Annotated in this window: 21 protein-coding genes; 6 read left to right on the top strand and 15 right to left on the bottom strand. The window is 41.9% G+C overall.

The genetic code is table 11. From position 1 onward, the window contains the following. Positions 1 to 205: 205 nt before the first annotated feature. The gene (locus tag PSF16_RS01945) at positions 206 to 1174 is read left to right on the top strand and encodes a 3-oxoacyl-ACP synthase III family protein (protein WP_154635979.1); all 969 of its coding nucleotides are present in this window, start codon (positions 206 to 208) and stop codon (positions 1172 to 1174) included. Between the two features lie 300 nt (positions 1175 to 1474). Continuing rightward, positions 1475 to 3199, top strand: a complete 1725-nt coding sequence (gene poxB, locus PSF16_RS01940; protein WP_272688681.1) for a ubiquinone-dependent pyruvate dehydrogenase — start codon at positions 1475 to 1477, stop codon at positions 3197 to 3199. A gap of 71 nt (positions 3200 to 3270) precedes the next feature. Here poxB and PSF16_RS01935 read toward each other — a convergent pair whose 3' ends face one another. Further along, positions 3271 to 4173 carry a DNA-3-methyladenine glycosylase family protein gene (locus PSF16_RS01935; protein ID WP_272688680.1) on the bottom strand — a complete coding sequence of 301 codons (903 nt, stop codon included), beginning with the start codon at positions 4171 to 4173 and terminating at the stop codon, positions 3271 to 3273. Between the two features lie 201 nt (positions 4174 to 4374). On the opposite strand from PSF16_RS01935, the gene PSF16_RS01930 reads away from it, so the two are divergent. From PSF16_RS01930 to PSF16_RS01920, 3 genes are read left to right on the top strand one after another with little or no spacing between them, the layout of a single operon-like run. Next, positions 4375 to 4884 carry a DUF2569 domain-containing protein gene (locus tag PSF16_RS01930; RefSeq protein WP_036974164.1) on the top strand — a complete coding sequence of 170 codons (510 nt, stop codon included), beginning with the start codon at positions 4375 to 4377 and terminating at the stop codon, positions 4882 to 4884. Between the two features lie 31 nt (positions 4885 to 4915). Continuing rightward, entirely contained in the window at positions 4916 to 5275 is a 360-nt protein-coding gene (locus tag PSF16_RS01925) for a DUF488 domain-containing protein (RefSeq protein ID WP_006663110.1), read from the top strand. Positions 5276 to 5288: 13 nt separating this feature from the next. After that, the gene (locus tag PSF16_RS01920; protein WP_036974162.1) at positions 5289 to 5816 is read left to right on the top strand and encodes a DUF2569 family protein; all 528 of its coding nucleotides are present in this window, start codon (positions 5289 to 5291) and stop codon (positions 5814 to 5816) included. Positions 5817 to 5846: 30 nt separating this feature from the next. Here PSF16_RS01920 and PSF16_RS01915 read toward each other — a convergent pair whose 3' ends face one another. From PSF16_RS01915 to PSF16_RS01885, 7 genes are all read right to left on the bottom strand, one after another. After that, positions 5847 to 7430: an ATP-binding cassette domain-containing protein gene (locus PSF16_RS01915; RefSeq protein ID WP_272688679.1), complete on the bottom strand. Its 1584-nt coding sequence runs from the start codon at positions 7428 to 7430 to the stop codon at positions 5847 to 5849. A gap of 332 nt (positions 7431 to 7762) precedes the next feature. Then, positions 7763 to 9265, bottom strand: a complete 1503-nt coding sequence (glpD, locus tag PSF16_RS01910) for a glycerol-3-phosphate dehydrogenase (RefSeq protein WP_036959615.1) — start codon at positions 9263 to 9265, stop codon at positions 7763 to 7765. 257 nt (positions 9266 to 9522) lie between these two features. After that, entirely contained in the window at positions 9523 to 10281 is a 759-nt protein-coding gene (locus PSF16_RS01905) for a DeoR/GlpR family transcriptional regulator (protein WP_006659667.1), read from the bottom strand. 27 nt (positions 10282 to 10308) lie between these two features. Continuing rightward, positions 10309 to 11154 carry a rhomboid family intramembrane serine protease GlpG gene (gene glpG, locus PSF16_RS01900; RefSeq protein ID WP_154630960.1) on the bottom strand — a complete coding sequence of 282 codons (846 nt, stop codon included), beginning with the start codon at positions 11152 to 11154 and terminating at the stop codon, positions 10309 to 10311. A 16-nt stretch (positions 11155 to 11170) separates the two neighbouring features. Further along, positions 11171 to 11494, bottom strand: a complete 324-nt coding sequence (gene glpE / locus PSF16_RS01895; protein WP_006663106.1) for a thiosulfate sulfurtransferase GlpE — start codon at positions 11492 to 11494, stop codon at positions 11171 to 11173. Between the two features lie 82 nt (positions 11495 to 11576). Further along, positions 11577 to 12155 (bottom strand): Fe-S biogenesis protein NfuA, encoded by a 579-nt coding sequence (nfuA, locus tag PSF16_RS01890; RefSeq protein ID WP_006659664.1) that lies wholly within the window; start codon positions 12153 to 12155, stop codon positions 11577 to 11579. Positions 12156 to 12218: 63 nt separating this feature from the next. Continuing rightward, positions 12219 to 12902, bottom strand: a complete 684-nt coding sequence (locus PSF16_RS01885; RefSeq protein ID WP_006659663.1) for a phosphoribosyltransferase family protein — start codon at positions 12900 to 12902, stop codon at positions 12219 to 12221. A gap of 55 nt (positions 12903 to 12957) precedes the next feature. Between PSF16_RS01885 and bioH the strand changes: the two genes are divergently transcribed. Continuing rightward, positions 12958 to 13734: a pimeloyl-ACP methyl ester esterase BioH gene (gene bioH / locus PSF16_RS01880; RefSeq protein ID WP_006663104.1), complete on the top strand. Its 777-nt coding sequence runs from the start codon at positions 12958 to 12960 to the stop codon at positions 13732 to 13734. 46 nt (positions 13735 to 13780) lie between these two features. Here the strand turns inward: bioH and PSF16_RS01875 are convergent, their stop codons facing one another. The 7 genes from PSF16_RS01875 to PSF16_RS01845 all read right to left on the bottom strand — a co-directional run bounded on the left by PSF16_RS01875 (position 13781) and on the right by PSF16_RS01845 (position 21997). Next, positions 13781 to 14503, bottom strand: a complete 723-nt coding sequence (locus PSF16_RS01875) for a hypothetical protein (protein ID WP_272688678.1) — start codon at positions 14501 to 14503, stop codon at positions 13781 to 13783. A gap of 59 nt (positions 14504 to 14562) precedes the next feature. Then, complete coding sequence (locus tag PSF16_RS01870) at positions 14563 to 14907, bottom strand: hypothetical protein (protein WP_272688677.1); 345 nt, start codon at positions 14905 to 14907, stop codon at positions 14563 to 14565. A 171-nt stretch (positions 14908 to 15078) separates the two neighbouring features. Beyond that, on the bottom strand, positions 15079 to 16215 hold the full coding sequence (locus PSF16_RS01865; RefSeq protein ID WP_272688676.1) for a hypothetical protein: 1137 nt from the start codon (positions 16213 to 16215) through the stop codon (positions 15079 to 15081). Between the two features lie 171 nt (positions 16216 to 16386). After that, entirely contained in the window at positions 16387 to 16620 is a 234-nt protein-coding gene (locus PSF16_RS01860) for a FeoC-like transcriptional regulator (protein ID WP_006659659.1), read from the bottom strand. Between the two features lie 10 nt (positions 16621 to 16630). Beyond that, positions 16631 to 18949: a Fe(2+) transporter permease subunit FeoB gene (gene feoB / locus PSF16_RS01855; protein ID WP_036959623.1), complete on the bottom strand. Its 2319-nt coding sequence runs from the start codon at positions 18947 to 18949 to the stop codon at positions 16631 to 16633. 59 nt (positions 18950 to 19008) lie between these two features. Continuing rightward, positions 19009 to 19239, bottom strand: coding sequence for a ferrous iron transporter A (feoA, locus tag PSF16_RS01850; RefSeq protein ID WP_006663100.1), 231 nt, complete (start codon positions 19237 to 19239; stop codon positions 19009 to 19011). 427 nt (positions 19240 to 19666) lie between these two features. After that, positions 19667 to 21997 (bottom strand): Tex family protein, encoded by a 2331-nt coding sequence (locus tag PSF16_RS01845; RefSeq protein WP_006663099.1) that lies wholly within the window; start codon positions 21995 to 21997, stop codon positions 19667 to 19669. Between the last annotated feature and the right edge of the window lie 79 nt (positions 21998 to 22076).

Below are 22076 nucleotides of genomic sequence, written 5' to 3'. Positions count from 1 at the left end.
TTTTTATAACGAAGTGTATTGATAGGGAAATATTGAGTTATTGTGTTTTTAAAATAAAGCAAAAATATCACCTTTAGACAGTCAAATATCGTTCAATAATACAATAATATCGACAAAATGTAAAATGCGGTGGTTTGTGTTGATTGTTTTTTATTAATCGGTGGGTTATACCATGGGGTAAACTAATACAGATAAGGGAAATGCAATGAATGAGGCAATAAAAATTTCATCTATTCATATCTACCATCCTGAAAATATTAGGAATAACCAATATTATTTTGATAAGTATCCAAATGTAAAAAATTTACCGGAATTATTGAATGATTTTGGGCAGAGGCAGCGATATATCACGAGCCAGCCTGATGAAAATGTGCTGACCATGTCAATTAATGCATTAGCCCCTATGAGTGATAAAGATATCGATATTTTGATATTTGCCTCAACGACGATGGAATATTTGTCACCACTTAATGCCCTCTATTTACATCATCATTTAGCCTTAAAAAATGAGTGTGTATGTATTGATATTAACGGTAATTGCCTCGGAATGCTAATGGCGTTAGAGCAGGCGGCAATCATGCTAAAGATGAAAAAAACAGCTAAAAAAGCCCTTATTGTTGCCTCGGACCATCTTTCAAATCTGTGTAATCAAAATGAGCTATTTCCATCGATTCTCTTTGGAGATGCAGCAGTTGCGATGACATTAGAAAAAGTACAAAACGGGACAAACTCTGGTTTGATGGATAGCTTTTATTATACGGATTCGAATTTTTGCCGGGAGACCCGCTTTCCTAAGAATGGTTTTTCACAAAGCCAAAATATGCAAGATGAGAAAATTTACTGGGGTAAATTTACAACAAAAGAGTGTTTACCTCATGTTATTCATCATATTGACAAATTATTAAAAAATAATGGATTAACTATTGATGATATAAGTTGTTTTTTCTTTTCTCAGGTAATGAAAAGCAATATTGAAAAATTGGCAGAAACATTAAATATTCCTAATGAAAAAATAGAGTATATTGCGGATGAATATGGTTATACGGGGGCAACCAGTCCATTCATTGCTTATTATTGCCACCAAAAAAAGAATTTACTCCGTGATGAAGATATTGTCTTATTTTGGACGCTAGGTGCAGGTTATCAATTCGGAATCGTTCTTTGGAAAATATAAAGGGATTTATGATTTTCGATGCGCGCAAAATAAATGGGATTTTGGTGGGGTGTTCATAACTGAAACTAACCCTCTTTTTACGACCTTAAATTTGTCCTGTTATCTCATTCTTCTTTCGATATTCGCGGAGGAATATCTTGTTCTGTTTTTGAATGCATCGCATCGGTAGGAATGGTGAATTGATTTAGTTAGAATCGAAAGAATATTACGGGAAGTATTTTAAGAGCAGCATCGCTTGTTAAATATGTCGTGGTTAACAAGAATAAACTGAATTTAATCCGACTTAAAAAGAGTGCCATTATGAAAAAACAGAGTATTGCATCATATATTGCGAAAGTACTGGATAACGCAGGTGTTAAGCGCATCTGGGGAGTGACGGGGGACTCATTAAACGGTTTAACGGATAGCTTGCGTAAACAAGGGGCAATTGAGTGGTTAGGGACCCGTCATGAAGAAGTGGCGGCATTCGCAGCGGGTGCAGAAGCGCAGCTAACGGGTAACTTAGCGGTATGCGCAGGTTCTTGTGGACCAGGAAATATGCATTTAATCAATGGATTGTATGATTGTCATCGTAACCGTGTACCAGTTTTAGCGATTGCGGCTCATATTCCTTCTAGTGAAATTGGCAGTAATTATTTCCAAGAAACTCACCCAACTGAGCTGTTCCGTGAATGCAGCCATTATTGTGAAATGGTGACTAACCCTGAACAAATTCAACAAGTTCTGGGTATTGCAATGCGTAAAGCGATCCTGAATAAAGGCGTTTCCGTTGTTGTTATTCCGGGGGATATCGCCCTGAAAGATGCACCAGAATCGGCAAAAGAAGAGTGGTATCAGCCACAAGCTCCTTTGATCATGCCTCAGCGCTCTGAAATTGAAAAACTCGCAGAAGCACTGAATCAATCTGAAAATATTACCTTATTCTGCGGTAATGGCTGTGCGGGCGCTCATGATGAAGTCGTGAAACTGGCTGAAACATTAAATGCACCTGTGGTGCACGCCTTACGTGGAAAAGAGCACATTGAGTGGGACAACCCAAACAGCGTGGGAATGACTGGTTTAATTGGATTCTCATCGGGTTATCACGCGATGATGAATGCAGATACGGTTGTGCTGCTGGGTACCCAATTTCCATACCGCCCATTTTACCCAACTGATGCAAAAATCATTCAAATTGACCTAAATGCAGGAAGTTTGGGCTCCCATTGCCATATTGATATGGGGTTAATCGGAGACATTAAAGCAACATTAACCGCATTACTGCCACATTTGACGGCAAAACAGAATCGTAAGCATTTAGATGGCGCGTTGAAACATTATGCGGAAGCACGTAAAGGGTTAGATGATTTAGCAAAACCTGGTCATGAAGGGCTAATCCACCCGCAATACTTAGCAACGAAGCTAAGTGAGCTGGCAAACGATGATGCTATCTTTACGTGTGATGTAGGAACGCCAACCGTGTGGGCTGCTCGTTACCTGAAGATGAACGGTAAACGTCGCTTGATTGGTTCGTTTAACCACGGTTCGATGGCAAACGCGATGCCACAAGCAATAGGTGCGCAAGCGGTTGATAAAAATCGCCAAGTTGTTGCGATGTGTGGTGATGGTGGTTTCAGTATGCTGATGGGGGATTTTATTTCACTATCACAAATGAAATTGCCAGTGAAAATTATTATTCATAACAACGGAGTCTTGGGCTTTGTTGCGATGGAGATGAAAGTGGCTGGCTTTATGACGGCAGGCACCGATTTACAGAATCCAAACTTTGCTGCGATTGCTAATGCAGCAGGTATTAAAGGTATTCGTGTTGAGAAAAGTGAAGATTTGGATAGCGCATTAAAAGAGGCTTTCGCCCATGACGGTCCGGTAGTCGTGGATGTATTGACCGCGAAGCAAGAACTGTCTATGCCGCCAGAAATTGAAGCGCAAGAAGCTAAAGGCTTTAGTCTGTATATGCTGAAGGCGATCATGAGTGGGCGTGGTGATGAAGTTGTGCAATTAGTGAAAACTAACTGGTTACGTTAATCATTGTTGTGAGCTAATTGAATCGCTTTATCTCAGAACCCCAATCCGGAGTGCCGGATTGGGGTTTTTGTTTAATAACCCGCAGCAGATTGGCTACGCCAAAGATGTGCGGCGACGAGTGCTCGCCATGGGGTAAATTGAGTTAACCATTCTTGGGTCTCTTTTGCTGAAGGTTGTGTATCTTGAGTTAACAATGTTTGTAAATTGCGGCGCACGGCAACATCACCATGCAGTGAGCCATCAAGATAATTAAATCCGCGAAGTAGCCCATAGCACACAGTCCAAGGTCCAATACCTTTAATTGCCAGTAACTGTGCCGTCACGTCATTGACGTTATCTGGTGTGACGGCACTCTCTAAATCTAGTTTTCCTGCTTGAATGGCGTCACACAGACCACGTAATGCGATGATTTTGCCAAGAGAAAATCCAGATTGTCGTAACATTTCATCGTCAACATTCATGACGGATTCAGCGGTAGGAAAGCACCAAATACCCGATGAATGTTGTTGACCCACAGCTTGAATAAAACGTCGGCGAATCGCAATCGCAGCAAGGACGCTGATTTGTTGACCGATAATCGCCCAGACTAAGGCTTCAAACGTAGTCGCTGATTGATACACGCGTACGCCCCGTTGTGGCGCTATCAGCTTGCCAAGTATTGGATGGGTAAGGTATTGCTCTTCAAACTGTTCAATGGGTTGATTCAATCCCAGTAGGTGAATGGCTAAATGATGCAGTTCGTTTGGGGTGGGAGGCGTTTCTGCGCTATCGACATCAAGCTGTAATGTGGCTTGCTTATCGTCAATAGACAGGCGAATTTGCGCCGCGTGTCCCTGCCAAATAATTCCTTTGCGTAAGGTGTTTTTTTCAACAATCTCGGCAATATTTTGCGGATCCCGTAAATGAAAGGCAAAAAAATCATCAATACGGTAATAAGGTGGCAGTGAAATAGTCACGGGTTGCGCTGGAACCATAGTCGTCTTCTTCTGATTTATGCCCATTTTTGGTTAAATTTTGACAAAAAACGTCAGTCGCTACATTTTTAACCGTTATAGTATGTTAGCTTAGCAAAATAGCGATTCAGATAATCATGAGCTAATTTAGCCTGCCCATAAAAATTCAGCAAATTATTGCTCAGGCAGATTAACTGCAAAAATTAAATCAAGGATGTGAAGATGCAAGCAGATGATCATAATGAGGTATCGACGCCAAAGCCTAAATCTGAACCTGAACCTGAACTAAAAGGGATAGGTGGGTGGCTGATCCTCCCGTTTATTGGGGTGATTTTTTCGGCACTGTTTATGCCCTTTATCCTCTGGAATCATAATCTAGATGTGATTGAATACTGGAGTGAATTAACGTTACCTGAGTCTGCTAACTTTGTGCCGTTATTTAAAGAATTGATGTACTTTGAAGTCGTTGGTAATGCCATTATTTATGGCACTGTGCTGTATCTTTGTTATCTCTTTTTTACGAAGAAAAAATTGATTATTAAGGTGTATGCCTTTTTCCAAATTTTTTCATTGGCAGTGATTATTGCTGATTTAGTACTCGCCAATCAATTTTTAGATCTCGAAATGGACAGTTCTGATATACGGGAAGTCCTAAGAGGCGTATTTGGTTGTTTAGTCTGGGTACCTTACTTCTTTGTTTCTGTGCGCGTTCGCAATACGTTTGTTAATTAGTGAGTGAACTGCAAATAAATGGAGCATGCTGATGATTTACTGTAAACGAGTTTATGATCCTTGTAGCCCCCAAGACGGTTATCGCATCTTAGTGGATAGGCTGTGGCCCCGCGGCATTAAAAAAGTTGATTTACAGTGTGATGAATGGGATAAAACCGTCGCGCCTTCCAATGAATTGCGCAAATGGTTTCATCAACATACTGATCAGTTTGCGCAGTTTGTAACGCAATATCAGCAAGAGCTTCGGCAAAATGATGAATGGCATAATCTGCTAGAGAAAGCGCAACAAGGCAATATCACACTGTTATATAGCGCCAAAGATACGCAACATAATCAGGCCATGGTACTGAAAGAATTTCTTGAAGAAAAACTCAAAGAACTTAAAGAATAAAAAGGTTGTCACTATGGATGTGAATGCATCATCGACCCAGCCAGTATTGGTGCCTCAAGTGCCAGCACAGGCGCAAAATGAACATAAAAAAGATCGCCAAGGGATAGGGGGTTGGCTGATTTTACCTCTGCTTGGTCAGTTGTATATGCTGGGTAATCTGATCAAGATAATGGTGAATGATGTTATTCAAGTTCAGGGCGCTTGGTCATTGGCAACCACTCCAACATCCGATTTTTATATGGCTGGGTTTGCTTCAACATTTTATACCGTACAGCTCAGTTTTGTGGTGATTATCGCGCTTATGATGGGTTCATTGTTCGCCGCCTTTAAACGGAAATTGATGGCGAAGTGGTTATTTATCATTACGATGATATTGTATGTGGTCGTTCTAGGCATCACGCGGATTGTTTTTCCGGTTGCGTTCGGTCTTGAAATTGACTTTAGCTACATTACGAGCCTCTTTAATGGTAGTTTCTATTGCTTGATTTGGATCCCCTATTTCTTGGTGTCAGTCCGCGTTAAAAATACCTTCATACGCTAAGCGTTGGGCTGTGGAAAACAGCCCGTACCGTTAATGATCGAGTTGTAGGCAATGGGTAATATTGCACTGCTCCACGAAAGCGTCATCATGGGAAACCAGTAATAATGTCCCTTGATAATCCCGCAATAACGCTTCTAATAGTTGTTTTGAATCTAAATCTAAGTGATTGTCTGGCTCATCCAGTAGTAAAACCGCGGGCGGATGAGGGCTATGAGTGAGGGCAAGAATCGTTGCTTTGAGTTGCTCTCCGCCACTTAATTGATTCAATGGCTGCAAAGATTTATCCCCACGAATACGTAACATACCTAACTGTGTGCGCCACTGTTCGATGGAAATTGCGGGTTGATACTGATAAAGCGCTTCGGCAACGGGTAAGAATTTATTCAAAAGATTCAAATGCTGGTCTAAATAGCAGGTGGCACCACTAATACGATACTCCCCCGATAGAGCCTGCTGTTTAGCGGCTAACACTTTCAATAACGTTGATTTTCCTGAGCCGTTACGCCCTTGGATATGCCAATGCTCGCCGCTGTATGCGGTAAAAGAGAGAGGCGAAGTATGCCCATAAGGGAGCTTTAGTTGAGAAATAAAAATACGTATTTTTCTACTTTCACTTTGGTAATTGAGCACCATTTTCTGAGGTTGAATATGAGTCACTTTGTCTTGATTTTGCTGCCGCTGATGTTGCAATTCTCCTAATACCCGCTGATGGCGCTCTGCGACGTTGGATTGTCTTTTCTCTGCGCGATTTTTTTGCATATCGAGTAATAATAGTGATTGTGAGCCACCATAGCGGATATTTTCGCCCTGTTTTCGCCGCTGTGCCGCTTTTTGTAACGTCGCTTGTTGTTGCTTTTTCTCTTGGCGGATTTGTTTATCCAGTTGTTCACCTTCTGCCTCGATGGCATTGATAGCAAAAGTTTTTTGTGCGTCATAGAGTGTGTAATTTCCACCGTATCCCACTAAACCTTTATCGGTCAGTTCAAACATAGCGTCCATCTCTTCGAGCAACTGACGGTTATGACTGATGACTAAGCAGCCCGCTTTATGTTGGTCAAGTTTATCGCTTAGCCATCGACGTCCTTCTTGGTCTAGATGGTTATCAGGTTCATCCAATAGAAGGAAGTGGTCAGGATGTAAAAAGGCACGGCACAGAGCCAACCGTGTCCTTTCTCCGCCGCTTAGTTGCTCGATAGGGGTATCCATGGATGTCATTAACTGCGCAGATTCTAATAACATTTTCCATGTGGTAGGAAGGTGCCAGTTATCTTCCGTCAGATCAAAATCCATGGCTGTGCCATTTCCCTGTTCAATGCGCGAAAAGGCTTGCCAAAGTGCATCAATTCCGAGCGATTGAGCAATGGTATCGCCTGTTAAGCGGTTGAGTTGATCCACATGGATAATTGGCATATGCCAATCAATTTTTCCATGAGTTGGTGTTAACTGTGAGGCAAGTAACCGCATCAACACAGATTTTCCCCGACCATTGGGACCGATTAGCGCATTTTTTTGACGAAACAAGCTACTGGTTAGCGGTGGAAAGAGAGCCGACTGGTGAAATTCAATGGTTAATTGCGAAAAGTGACAAGCGAGTGTTGCGTTGGGCATTGTCATAGAGACCTCCAAATAGAGAGGGCAGACAACGGAATGTTATCTTTCGCAAAGGAAAAAATGAGAACTTGTGTCTGCCAAGAACAGAAAAATAATGACCTTCAATAAGGCATCGTAGATATTTTCTGGCAGGACTTAGTTCATTGTGGGAAAGACTCACTTTAGAAAGGGGCAAAATTGCGAATGAATTATAAACAGAATTATGAGACGGAAGCAAGGCGAATAAGTTGCAGGAGAGCAGAAGGTAAAAGCGCCAGTCTGTGGGCACAGATAGGCGCTTTTGGTACAACAACGAGTTTTTTACGATTCTATCTTACTGCGTATCTCTTGCGAGATTATGCGGTCACAGCCACTTTAGTGTGCTCTGCCAGCCATTGTGCAATGCGCTGTTTTTCAGCGTCGTTCAGCCACATGCCCAATTTGGTACGACGCCAAATCGCATCGTCTAATTCTACAACCCACTCATTTTCGACTAAGTAACGTAATTCAGCTTCATAGACGTTTGCACCGAAAGCTTCGCCTAAATCTGACAGTGAGTTTGCGCCTGCTAAAATCAGCTTACTGTTGCTGCCGTATGTTCTTGCGTAACGCAGTGCTAGACCTTCCGGAAGCCAAGGGTAATGTTGAGTTAATACGCGTGCATAACCATCACGGTCACAACCTTCGATGTCACCACCGGGTAATTGACCATTTTTGGTCCAAGGACCTGTCGCATGTGGATAATATGTCGCTAATTTACCCACAGCGGCTTCAGCCAGTTTACGATAAGTGGTTAATTTACCACCAAATACTGACAGTAATGGGGCTTTACCATCTTCATCGTGAATATCTAAAGTGTAGTCACGAGTGATTGCTTGTGGAGAATCTGATTCGTCATCACACAGAGGGCGAACACCGGAGTAATCCCACACAATATCTTGTTTGGTCAGCTGTTTTTTGAAGTGGTCGTTATACACTTTCAGCAGATAATTGACTTCGTTTTCGTCAATTTTTACATCTTTTGGATCCCCTTTGTACTCAACATCGGTGGTACCGATAATGGAGAACTCATCCATCCAAGGGATCACGAAGACAATTCGGTTATCTTCGTTTTGTAAAATGTACGCTTGCGGTTCATCGTGGGCGCGTGGAACCACAATATGGCTGCCTTTGATCAGACGAATACCATAAGGGGATTTCAGTTTTAAGCCGTCATCGAAGAACTCTTTTACCCAAGGACCCGTTGCGTTGACCAGTCCTTTGGCTTTCCAAGTATGCGTTTCGCCAGTACGTAAGTCTTGCGCTTCAACAATCCATAGACCATTTTCGCGATATGCGCGGGTCACTTTGGTGCGAGTGCGAACTTCACCGTTTTTACGTACCACTTCTTGAGCGTTCAATACCACCAAACGCGCATCATCAACCCAGCAATCTGAGTATTCGAAACCTTTGGTTAATTCTGGTTTAAGCACAGAATTTTGGTTGAACTTTAAACTTTTGCTACTTGGTAAGCTAACGCGTTTGCCTAAATGATCATATAGGAACAGACCAATACGGATCATCCAAGCTGGGCGTAAATGTGGTTGGTGAGGTAGACGGAAGCGCATTGGGAATGCGATGTGTGGCGCCAGTCGTAACAAGACTTCACGCTCAGCAAGCGCTTCACTAACGAGTCTAAACTCATAATGTTCGAGGTAACGTAATCCACCGTGGATCAGTTTCGAACTTGCAGATGAAGTTGCACTCGCTAAGTCTTGAGATTCAAGCAGCAGTACAGATAATCCACGCCCCGCGGCATCTGCCGCAATACCAGCGCCGTTGATTCCGCCGCCAATTACAATCAAGTCTTTCGTTTCCATGCATCCCCCTGAGATGTTCGAACCATTTTCTATAATGTTCGTTTTCGCTCATTTGATTGTAATCAAATTTTGTACGTATGCCAACCTGTAATCCATAAAAATAACAACCGCGTGATGCTAATAACATTTTGTGTATAAATTTAATCTGTTTAATAAGTTGGTAATATGACAAGGTGATGACAAGAGGATGAAAAGAAAGGAAAAAAGAAGAGATGATGGCAGGCTGGCTACCATCATTGGAAGTCACAAATCGTGCTTTAGCAGAGTTCTAATTGAACGTTATGTTGTTCGATAACTTTCAGAATGCTAGCTGGAGGAGATTGAGTGGTAAATAACGTATTGATTAAGTTCATGTTACCTAAATTTACCATCGCATTACGACCAAACTTAGAATGATCGGTGACCAACATAACATGACGGGAGTTTTCAATAATTGCGCGTTTGGTGCGCACTTCATGATAATCAAACTCCAGCAGTGAGCCGTCCATATCAATCCCGCTGATCCCTAGAATACCGTAGTCCAGTCTGAACTGAGAGATAAAATCGAGGGTTGCTTCGCCGACAATACCGCCATCACGGGAGCGCACTTCTCCCCCTGCTAAGATCAAACGAAAGTCCTCTTTTGCCATCAGTAAGGTTGCCACGTTTAGGTTATTCGTGACGACGCGTAGGTTTTTATGGTTAACCAATGCGTGGGCGACGGCTTCAGGGGTGGTACCGATATCAATAAACAAGGTGGCGCCGTCAGGAATTTGGCTTGCCACGCGCTGGGCAATACGCGCTTTTTCTTCAGACCACATCGTTTTGCGGTCATTATAGGCGGTATTGACGGAACTTGAAGGCAAGGCTGCACCACCATGGTGTCGTAGGATCTTATTCTGTTCAGCAAGCTCATTGAGGTCTCGGCGGATAGTTTGAGGGCTAACCTCAAACTGCTCGACAAGTTCTTCAGTACTGACATATCCCTGAAGACGCACAAGCTCAACAATTGCATCATGTCTCTGGGTTTGTTTCACAGCATTAGCCTCTAATTATAAAATGTTCTATTTGGAACCTTGGTGTTTAAAACTAAGCCTATTATCCCATATTCCCATCAATAATCCGATAATTAACCCTGAAGTATGTGCGGCATTAGCAATGTCCATACCTAAGAGGTCAAAGTAACCGAAGAATAGCCAGATAATCGAGAATATCATGAGCCCACGAGGGATGCCGATACCGATTTCTGGGCGGCGTTCGCCAGTCACCCAAACATAGCTAACCAGCGCATAAACGACACCCGATAAACCACCAAAGTTATTCTCACTGAAGAGGGATTGACCCCAGTTACTGAATAATGCGGAGACTAATAAAATAGTGAACAGTTTTCCTGTTCCCATTTTTTTCTCAACTTGCCCAGCAAGAAACCACCAGAGCGCAAGGTTGAAACCAATATGCGAAATAGAAAAATGAACAAAAGCGGGGCTGATCCAGCGCCATAGTTCACTTTGCTGATCGCCAATAGGCCAACCTAAATAGTATAGAACTTCACGGGGATCTGTCAGGGCGACCCACAAATAAACGGCTATAGAGAGCAAAATAACGGCAATGGTTAAAGGACCCGATTGCTGTTTTAAATAGCCAAATGTCAGGTAGTTTCGATACTGAAATTGAGCATCAGTACGCCCCGTTTGCCAGCTTGCTTCAAGATAACGAGGATCATTTGGATTGCGTAAAAAGGCTTCGAGTTCTTGGCGTACCTGTTCAGTATGCTGCTCGTCGTTGAGCCATAATTCATAATGTTGTTGGTCGTTGGAAGGATGGACTTGTAGTTGGATATTTTGTCCTGCCATATAGTCAACAAACGCTTGAGCCATCCGTGGATTTTCAAAAGAGATAATGTGGATCATAAATACGTTGTCTCGTTTAGAGCGCCGTAATGGCTTGGGGGTATTCCCGTGACCATGCTTCAAATCCGCCATTAATACTGTATACAGATTCAAAACCGAGATTAATTAAATATTGTGCAGCGCCTTGGCTGCTGTGACCGTGGTAGCACATTACCATAATGGTCTGTTCGTAATCTGTTTTTTCTAAGAATGGGTGAAGCGATTCGTTGGTTAAGTGGTAAGCACCTGTTGCATGACCAGCACGAAAACTTTGGGGATCGCGAACATCGACAAGAATGGCGGTGCCATCTAACCAGTGTTGGTAAGCTTGTTCAGGTGTTAGTGTCTCAAAATGGTCCATAAAATACCGGAAAATTAGGGGGAATATCATGAAAAAGCACCCACGGATATACCGTGGATGCCCTGAAAATAAGTCGAAAGTCTTAGTAGAAAGAGTGCTCGCCGCGTTGGTGCTCAGTCAGGTCTTTAACACCTTTTAATTCACCTTCGAACATTTTCAGCAGCTCTTTTTCAATACCTTCTTTCAGTGTTACGTCAACCATAGAACAACCGTTACAGCCGCCACCGAATTGTAGGATAGCAAAACCTTCTTCGGTGATTTCCATTAATGATACACGACCACCATGGCTGGCTAACTGTGGGTTAATCTGTGACTGTAAAACGTATTCAACACGTTCAATGAGTGGTGCATCATCAGACACTTTACGCATTTTTGCGTTAGGTGCTTTTAAGGTTAATTGCGAACCTAGTTGATCAGTAACGAAATCAATCTCTGCATCTTCTAGGAACGGTGCACTAATTTCATCAACATAAGCAGAGAGCTTTTCAAACTTCAGCTCTTTATCAGTTGCTTCTACGGCACCTGGAGGGCAATAAGAAACACCACACTCTGCGGTTGGTGTACCTGGGTTAATGACAAATACTCGAATTTGGGTTCCTGACTCTTGGCTTTCCAATAACTTGGCGAAGTGAGTCTGTGCTGCTTCAGTAATATTAATCATAATCTCTTGCTCAATAATAGTTGACTGCTTTAGTTGGTTATAATACGCCCATTTACACCCTTCCTACAAGGTGCGACAGAGTGACCACGCGTCAACAGTATGCGCTCCCGCACAAATCAACAATTGAGCAGCAGCATGCATGGTGGCGCCAGTTGTAATCACATCATCAATAATAGCTATGTGTAGACCTGAAACCGAAGTTTCAAGGGCAAACGCTTTTTTAAGATTATTGCGGCGCTGTTTACGTGTTAATGAAACTTGCGCCAGTGTATCACGAGAGCGGCGCAATGAATTTTGCGAATAGGCAATATTTAACCATGTGGCTAAATTACTACCCATTAGTGCCATGTGGTCAAACCCTCTACGCCAGCAGCGCCGTGGATGGGGGGGAATGGTTATCAACCTATCTGGTTTTTTCCATTTTTGTTGGCGATACCCATTTAACCAGTGGATGAGGAATAGGCGGGTCAGTGCTACAGCGAGTTGAGGCTGACGGTGGAATTTGTATTGATGGATAAGCTGGCGTAATGGGGCGCGATACGGTGAGACGGTGATCAGCTTTTGCCAAGGTGGCGGTTGAAGCAAACAGCGTCCACAAGAAGCGTCAATATATTCACTGGTGAGAGCACATTGTGGGCAAACTCGTGGCATTGGCGGTAAGTTTTTCGTACAAAAACTGCATATTCCTTGCCGAGGAACTTTTAATTCCTGCTGGCATAGCCAACAGACCCCTTCCATTGCTAGCATAGGCAGATCCTAGATGAAAAATGATAATGAAATTGACAGGAAAGAGAGTGTAATCATGGCGACGCTATATTGGCAGACGGTTGGTGAAGGAAAACAAGATATTGTGTTACTGCACGGATGGGGATTGAACGCAGAGGTTTGGCAAACCATTATTCCGCGAGTCGCTTCGCAATTTCGCATCCATTTAGTTGATTTGCCTGGTTATGGTCGTAGTCGAGATTTTTCGCCAATGTCAGTTCAGTCAATGGCAGATATTTTATGGGAGCAAGCGCCTAAAAATGCAATTTGGCTAGGGTGGTCTTTGGGCGGATTAGTGGCAAGTCGTATTGCGCTTGATCACTCTGATGAAGTAAAAGCGCTAATTACCGTGGCGTCATCACCTTGTTTTGGGGCTCATGAGGAATGGCAGGGTATTAAGCCTGAGGTATTACTTAATTTTGAGAAGATGCTTTCTGAGAATTTTCAACGTACTGTTGAGCGTTTTTTAGCACTACAGACATTAGGGACAGAAAGCGCCCGCGAAGATGCTCGTACGCTTAAATCGGTTGTGCTAGCGTTACCGATGCCAACGGTTGAAGTATTAAATATGGGATTAGAATCTTTGCGTACCGAGGATTTACGTGAAGAGCTGACTCATTTAACCGTTCCTTTCCTGCGTATTTACGGTTATTTAGACGGTTTAGTTCCGCGTAAAATTGTCTCTAAATTAGATGCGCTTTATCCCCATTCATCATCCATTGTGATGCGCCATTGTGCTCATGCACCATTTGTTTCTCATCCTGATGAATTTTCAGAATACTTAATCGAGTTTTTCACACAATTAGATAAGTAATAAATCACTTATGTAATTGTTTTCTGGATGAAAAAGACAGTGTAATTTACACAGATAGATAAGACCCCACTAAGGTGTCATCATTGACTTGCGGGTGAAATTTTTTCACATAGACCAAGCCACTGGGCTGGTTATTTTTATGGTTATATTGTGCAATTTTAGTGGCTAATTCTTGCATGAATCCAGCGAAGTCATCGAATTGCTGAAGGTTTTTATTGGGATCGAAAATCTTATAACTCATGCGTGAACCTGAAGAATTCGGCTGAATGCTGACGGCTAATGTGTCATCTGAAAATAGCAACTGTAAATAAGTAGAGGATGCTTCTGCGGGAGTACTATATTGCTGCAAATCAGCTTTCAGCTGAGGGAGTGTTTTTTGCTGAGGTAAATGGGTGCTATTTTCAGTAGGATTCGGAATTAAACCTTGCATCCCTAATAAATGATCAAAATTACCCAATTCTTGGTTACACTTTTCAGCGTGCGCAGCGGTAAGAAAGCGGTTTACTAGCTCGTTAGTTGGCTGCTCGACGAGTGCTTTAAGTTTGGTATGATCAGTAAAATCATTTTCTAAGGCTTTAAATTCATTATCGTTGCGGAATTTATCACTTTCATTTGTGTATTTATATATGCCATCACTAATCCCTTGGTAGTAATGTTTTGCTAGTTCATGAACTTGTTGATTGTAATGCTTAAAATGATAAGTGTTATGTGTTCTGATACGAGGATTTTTCTCTTCTTGTTGCTGGTGTTCAGAGATTTTTTTGAGCACATTTTTACTTCCTTGTAAGTCAATGTCACTACTCAATTCAGCATACTGTTTATAAAACTTTAGCGGAGTATAAAAATCTTGGAATTGAAGCACTTCAGTAAGGCATTCACGGAAAACCTTCTTAATAAAATTTTATTATCAGTATATTCATCTTGTGATAACTGAGCATTTGCTTGCTGGGTTACATGAGAGAGAGTCTGGGCTTTCATTAGTAAATTCATAAAGGTAGCCCCTGCATTCTTGACTTCATTGATTAAAAAAACGCTGGTTAATCCTCTCGAGAGTGAATGGGTTGCAGACTCAATAAGCTTCTGATTATTAGAATAATAATTTTTTATAACTTTTTGACTATTCGTATCATGTATTAATGTATTTTGTTGGAATGGTATTGAGGAAATTAACATAGAGATGCTCCTTACGATTAGCGCGAATATTCAGGTGAAGTAAGGGGGCATTATGATGAATTGTTGAGCAAAGTGAGTCTTAAAAATATTGTGGGAATGATAAATAGGAGAAACTTCTTTCGAGGAGGAATATAAGCCACTCAATTGAGTAGCTTATATTTAGAAATAAAATTAAGAGTCGAGTAAACTTATGGAGTTATTTTCTTTGTAATATTTTTGAAAAATGACTTGGTCAATGGGTAAGCTATTTTTGAGGTTGTTGCTCTTAATGGTCTCCTCGAGTATTCCAATAAATGAGTTGAAATCATTAAACTCCGAAATACTGTTATCGAGATTGATGATCTTAAATATTGTTTTTTGGGTGTTGATATCAAGCTGAACACTAGCTGCATAAGCTCTTTGTCCTACCATAAAGTGTAGAAATATCGGTGATGAATAATTGTCAATTTGTTGTTTAAGGGTGGTTTTGAAGTTATCGATTGAATTGATATGCGGTAAATAAATATCCTGTTGCGGCATGTCAGTCACTAATCCATTATTTTTCATGATTATGGCTAAGTTTTTATAGTCTCTATTGATAATTGTCTCATGGGCTGCTTTTAACAGATGATTAGTCATCGTTTTACTGATTTTTTTTGCTGAATGTAATTTACCTGCAAATTCTGTTGATAAATAGTGTAATGCAGGATGTGAATTAATCTTTTTACCATCCATGGTATTTTTATAATTAGGATCACTCAAGTATTTAAAATATTGAATGGCGAGATCATGTATCTGTTTATTATATTTTTGAAATTTAGGATCCTTTTTCTCTGTTATGGATTTATTTTTCTCCTCGCCAATACGATGTTTATTAATTGCTTGTATTGCATTTTCTTTTCCATAAAATTTAGCCGGTAGGCTTACTTTGAAAAAATTTTGGTTGTATTTAATTGATAGGTAGTTTTGATTTATTTCTGCAATTTTTTTTAAAAAAGAGGGCTCGCTATTTGAGAGCTCATTAAATGAGTCAAGTGATTCATTATATAGGAAGGCATTAGTGGCTTCATTATAGGTTGGTAAATGGGCTGGATCATTGTAAGTTGTTGATGTATAAGATAGGTTTGGGTATAATTCTTCATATGATGGTAAAGCGCGGGACTTCCGACTTAATAAGTTAGCTTCTCTAATTAAACAAATATTCGTTAAGCTATTAGCTAAACTATTTGCTTCAATACATTGATTATTAATAGTCGAAGAGGTGGGTATATCAGAGGTTTGTTTAGGTTTAAATGGATTACTAAAAGTGAATAAAGATTGAGTTCTCATATATATTCTCTCTATATATATCAAATGGTTATTGCCTAGTGACCTCCATTTTAAATATCGAGTACTAAAAGTACTTTAAAAAAAAGATGAGAATTAATAAGAGATAGGAATTTTATGATAAATATTAAATTTGGTCTGAATTCTTTATATAATAGGTATTAAAAAATAACGCTATTTAATTTTATACACAAAATGAGAGCAATCATTACTCTCAGGGCATCCTTTACAGCTGGTCCCGGTTAAACAGGCACTGATATCGACTTTTTCAATTTTTCCCATACTGACCAGTTTTTCCGCCATGGCATTGACCAGTGCGGTAGGTGCATTCAATTGAGAACTGAGCAGTGCGATGTCAGCTTGCCCATAGAGAGCGATTAAATCTCGGACTTGCAACAAGCTGACCATCGTATTTTCCTTAGTGACAACTATTGTTAGAGCAACCAGAACACTGCTGTGCTGTTTTTGATTTAATATTGAAGGTAACGCGACTTCGCACACGACGTAGAACCGTAATCAACCCAATATTAAATATGATAACGGCACTTATCGTTATCAAACTACTTTGCGGATGCTCGTTAAATGTCGCGGTTTGGTAGAACAAGGCAGCTAAGCTATAAGCAACGTTCAGTCCCCAAAGAATCGAGAAAGTCATCCAGCTTTTGTTGGTTTCTCGAGCGATAGCTCCCATCACTGACACGCAAGGTACGTATAGCAGCACGAAAATCAGATAACTGTATGCCGCGATATCAGAACCGAATTTCGCTGCCATGGTGCCCATTGAGCCCGTCGCCATTTCTGCATCCCCCATACTTGCTTCGATAGGGTTGGAGAGCGCACTAATGGAGAAAGTCTCTTTCAAGCTATCCCAAGTATCTGCAACAGCAGATTCTAACTCATCGAGTAGATCAAAAGATGCTGCATCAAAAGGCTCACTGGTGATCGCTTCCGCGGTGTACAGCGTATTTAATGTACCGACGACCACTTCTTTTGCCATTGCACCTGTAATCAATCCAACGGTAGCCTGCCAGTTGTCACTGTGTACACCGATTGGCTGTAATACTGGCGTGATGACTTTACTGACAGAAGCAAGCGCAGAGTCATTAATATTATCAACAGGCTTACCAGATAAGGAGAAACTGTTAAGTGCCCCGATAAAAATACTTGCTACGACAATCACCTTACCTGCACGAACCACAAAGCCCTTTAAACGCTGCCAAGTTTGGATGAGTAACGTTTTGGTATGAGGGACGTGGTAGACCGGTAGTTCCATCACAAAGGGTGAGGCTTCTCCACGCATTAGGGTGTGTTTGAGCAATAAGCCTGTCAGGATTGCGACGACAATACCAAGAAGGTACAGAGAGAACACGACACTCGCGCCATTTTTGCCAAAGAAAGCCGCTGCGAATACAGCAAAGATGGCTAAGCGAGCACCACAGGACATAAATGGCGCCATCAGGACGGTAATAAGGCGTTCACGAGGTGCATCTAACGTTCTAGCACCCATGATAGAAGGAACGTTACAACCGAATCCGACAATCAGCGGAACGAAAGACTTGCCAGGTAAACCAAGGGCTTGCATTAATCTATCCATGACAAAAGCCGCACGAGCCATATAGCCGGAGTCTTCTAAGATAGATAAAAACAGGTACATCATACCGATTTGTGGTACGAGAGGCAGGACGGTGTTGATACCGCCACCGACGCCTTGAGCTAAGAAAACAGTCAACCATTCTGGGAAGTTTGCTGTTGCACCAATCCATTGGATACCATGAATAAAAATAGCTTCTGACGCCCCTTCAAAGAACGGCTGCAAAGCACCACCAATATTGATAGCAAGGACGAACATCAGATACATCACAAATAAAAAGATAGGTACGCCCAGCCAGCGGTTCAAGATAAATTTATCTAGGGTCTGCGTGAGTTTATTCGGTTCAGCTTCACTGTTATTAATCGCAGCATGACAGATCGTGGCGATAGATTGATAACGCGCATCAGCAATTAATAACTCTGGTTCTTCTTGTAACGTCTCTTTGAGTTTGGTGCGCGTTTCAGCGAGCACTTGCTCAGAGATGTTAGCGCGTTGACGACTATAAATATCGCCTTCCAAGATCTGTAATGCTAACCAACGGCGCTGTTGTTGGCTAAATTGCTGAGCAGAGATTTGCTCAGAAAGTGTATCGACGGTTTGTAAAAGTTGTGGCGGGTATTGAACGAGAGCTTGTTGGCTATTTTGTGGATGGCTATCAATAGCTTGTTTGAGTTTTTCGAGACCCGTAGCCCGTGTGGAAACCATTGGGATAACAGGGCAGCCCAGCTGTTTTTCCAGTTGTTTAACATCAATATCAATATGTTGGCTTTCGGCGATATCCAGCATATTCAGTGCAACGATGCAGGGAACGCCGAGCTCGACCAGCTGTAATGTTAGGTATAAGTTACGCTCGAGGTTTGAGGCATCGACAACGTTGATCAACATGTCGGCTTCACCACTTAAAATAAAGTAGCAGGCGATTTGTTCATCAAGTGAAGTTTGCTCTGAAATGGTTGTGAGTGAGTAAGTACCCGGTAAATCAACAAGTTCAATCTTGTGTTCAGGCGTTTGGAAACGTCCAACTTTACGCTCAACGGTAACGCCAGCCCAGTTACCGACACGCTGGCGTGATCCTGTTAACTGGTTAAACAAGGTTGTTTTACCTGCGTTAGGGTTACCAATAAGGCCGATAGTTAATGGTTTCATAGTGTTGTATGCCAGTCGTGAAAAATGAAAATCTTTATTGGAATAAATGCAAAGAATAATTAATTTGTATGCACTTCATCTAAGTTAATCAATGCCAAATCTTTTTTGCGTAATACCAAGCTGACGCGGTGAGTTTCTATTTGTACGGGGTCACCAAACGGCGCTAAACGTACCACTTTAAATACTGAGCCTGGAAGTAGACCAAGGGAGAGTAATTTTTGGCGATAGGCTGGACTTATCTCTGGTGAAAAGCCAAGTATTTTATAACTGCATTGGGGAAGTATGGACATGGTACCTTCCAATTACTGTTTATTCTATGATTTAACTGTTAAATCATAGATGGTGTTATTAAGAATAATATTGATAATTATTATTATAAATTTGTGCGTCTTTAAAAGAAATAGTATGGAAGATAAAATTAAATCTAATTAACAATGAGAATCATAATCATCTACCATTTGTTATATTTAGCCTCTTTTTCCCGCAAGATTAAATGATATGGATCAAAAAGGGATTTAGTTGGCAGTTTTTTTAAAATAAAAAAAGGTGTTAATGTTGTTAATTAACATCATTAAATAAGACGGAATACAGATAATAAATTGAATTAATTAATTTATTTTTAGTTAATAAATAGAATAGATTTGGAAGAAGTATTCCGTTATTGACTGAATAGGTTGTGATAAATGCCCTTACCTAAATAGTAAGGGCATGAAGGGGTTAACGCTTTTTACCAAAAGCCGCAGCCAGTGCATCACCCATCGCACTGTTACCCGCGTTTGAGCTGTTGCCGCGAGCATTGCCTCTTGGTGCTGGCGCTTTACGGGTATTTCTATCTTGTGCAGGTGCAGCGCTACGAGGCGCGCTATTACCGTCACCAGCTTGCTCATCTAAGCGCATAGTGAGCGCAATGCGCTTACGTGCAATATCCACATCCAGCACTTTCACTTTCACTATATCCCCTGTTTTAACCACCTTGTGAGGATCTTCAACATAGCTGTTGGATAGGGATGAAATATGGACTAGCCCATCCTGATGAACACCAATATCGACGAATGCACCGAAGTTAGTGACATTAGTCACTGCGCCTTCTAGGATCATACCCGGTGTTAGGTCATTCATGGTTTCAACGCCTTCAGCAAAGGTCGCTGTTTTAAACTCAGGGCGCGGATCGCGACCTGGTTTTTCGAGTTCTTTAATAATGTCAGTAACGGTAGGAACCCCAAATTGCTCAGTCGTAAATTCTCGAGGGCTTAGGCTATTTAATACTTGGGAATTGCCCATGATCTCTTTCAATGGTTGGCGAACGACTTCAAGGATTTTTTCGACAATTGGGTAGGCTTCAGGGTGAACAGTTGATGCATCCAGAGGGTTATCACCATTGGTGATACGCAAGAACCCTGCACACTGTTCAAAGGCTTTAGGACCTAAACGAGCGACTTTGAGTAACTGTTTTCTGTCATTGAATTGACCATTCGCATCACGCCAATCGACGACATTTTGGGCAATCATTTTACTCAAGCCAGCCACGCGAGTGAGGAGCGCGACGGATGCCGTATTAAGGTCTACGCCGACAGAGTTTACACAATCTTCAACCACGGCATCTAATTTACGTGCTAACTGTGTTTGGCTCACGTCATGTTGATACTGACCCACACCGATAGATTTCGGATCGATTTTCACGAGTTCAGCCAATGGGTCTTGCAAGCGACGAGCGATAGAAACCGCGCCTCGTAAGGATACGTCTAAGTCAGGAAACTCTAATGCTGCTAGCTCAGAAGCAGAATAAACGGATGCGCCAGCTTCACTGACAATAACTTTTTGCGCAGTGACTTCTGGGTATTGTTTTTGCACCTCAGCGAAGAAACGCTCAGTTTCTCGTGAGGCGGTGCCATTACCAATTGCCACGAGTTCGACTTGGTATTTCTGGCACAATGCTGCAACGATAGTGGCGGCTTTGGCGGCTTGACCTGTATGCGGGTAAATGGTGTCAGTTGCCATGACTTTACCTGTTGCATCAACCACGGCAACTTTGACGCCAGTACGTAAACCTGGATCGAGACCCATAGTGGCGCGCATACCTGCGGGAGCTGCCATCAGTAAGTCACTGAGGTTACGAGCAAATACGTTAATTGCTTCTTCTTCTGCTTTCTCACGCAGAGTACTCATGATTTCGGTTTCTAAGTGCAGAAGCACTTTGACTCGCCAAGTCCAGCTGATGACGGCTTTACGCCATTGGTCAGCGGGTGCATTGTTTAAACGCACATCAAGATGACGAGTAATAATTTCTTCGCAGTAGCTCTCTTTTGGCGGCTCTTCAAACTGGGGATCACAGTTAAGAGACAGCTGTAAGACACCTTCATTGCGTCCTCGGAACATCGCTAATGCGCGGTGTGAAGGGACGTGAGCAACAGGCTCATGGTGATCAAAATAGTCACTAAACTTCACACCTTCGGTTTGTTTCCCATCAGCCACAACAGAAACGATGTGGGCATTCTTCCAAATATAATCCCTAACTTTCGCTAATAGGATGGCATCTTCGGCGAAACGCTCCATTAAAATATAACGAGCACCATCGAGAGCAGCTTTGGTGTCAGCCACGCCTTTCTCAGCATCCACATAGTTCTGGGCAAGTTCGTCAGGTGACTGGCTTGGATCGTGCCATAGCGTATCAGCTAGTGGTTCTAAGCCAGCTTCGATTGCGATTTGTCCACGAGTACGGCGTTTTGGCTTGTAAGGAAGGTAGAGATCTTCGAGTTCGGTTTTATTCAGCGTGGTATTGATGGCAGAAGCGAGTTCTGGGGTAAGTTTACCTTGTTCATCAATAGATTTTAGAATGGTTTGCTTACGGTCGTTTAACTCTCTCAAATACCCTAAACGGCTCTCTAGCTGACGTAGCTGAGTATCATCCAATCCCCCCGTGACCTCTTTACGGTAGCGGGCGATAAATGGGACAGTATTACCTTCATCCAATAATGTAATGGCTGAAAACACCTGTTTTGGTTGGGCTTGCAGTTCGGCCGCAATAATTTGGCTTAGAGTTTCATTCATGTCGTGTTTAAATACCTACTCAAAGAACAGTGAAAAATAGACTGCACAGTTATACTTGCTGGTAGAGAGAATTGCCAGA

Origin of the sequence: Providencia sp. PROV033, from assembly GCF_028484855.1 — a bacterium.
GTDB lineage: Bacteria > Pseudomonadota > Gammaproteobacteria > Enterobacterales > Enterobacteriaceae > Providencia > Providencia alcalifaciens.
Note: the sequence above shows the minus strand (reverse complement) of the source record. Positions and strands in the feature narration are given on the sequence as shown.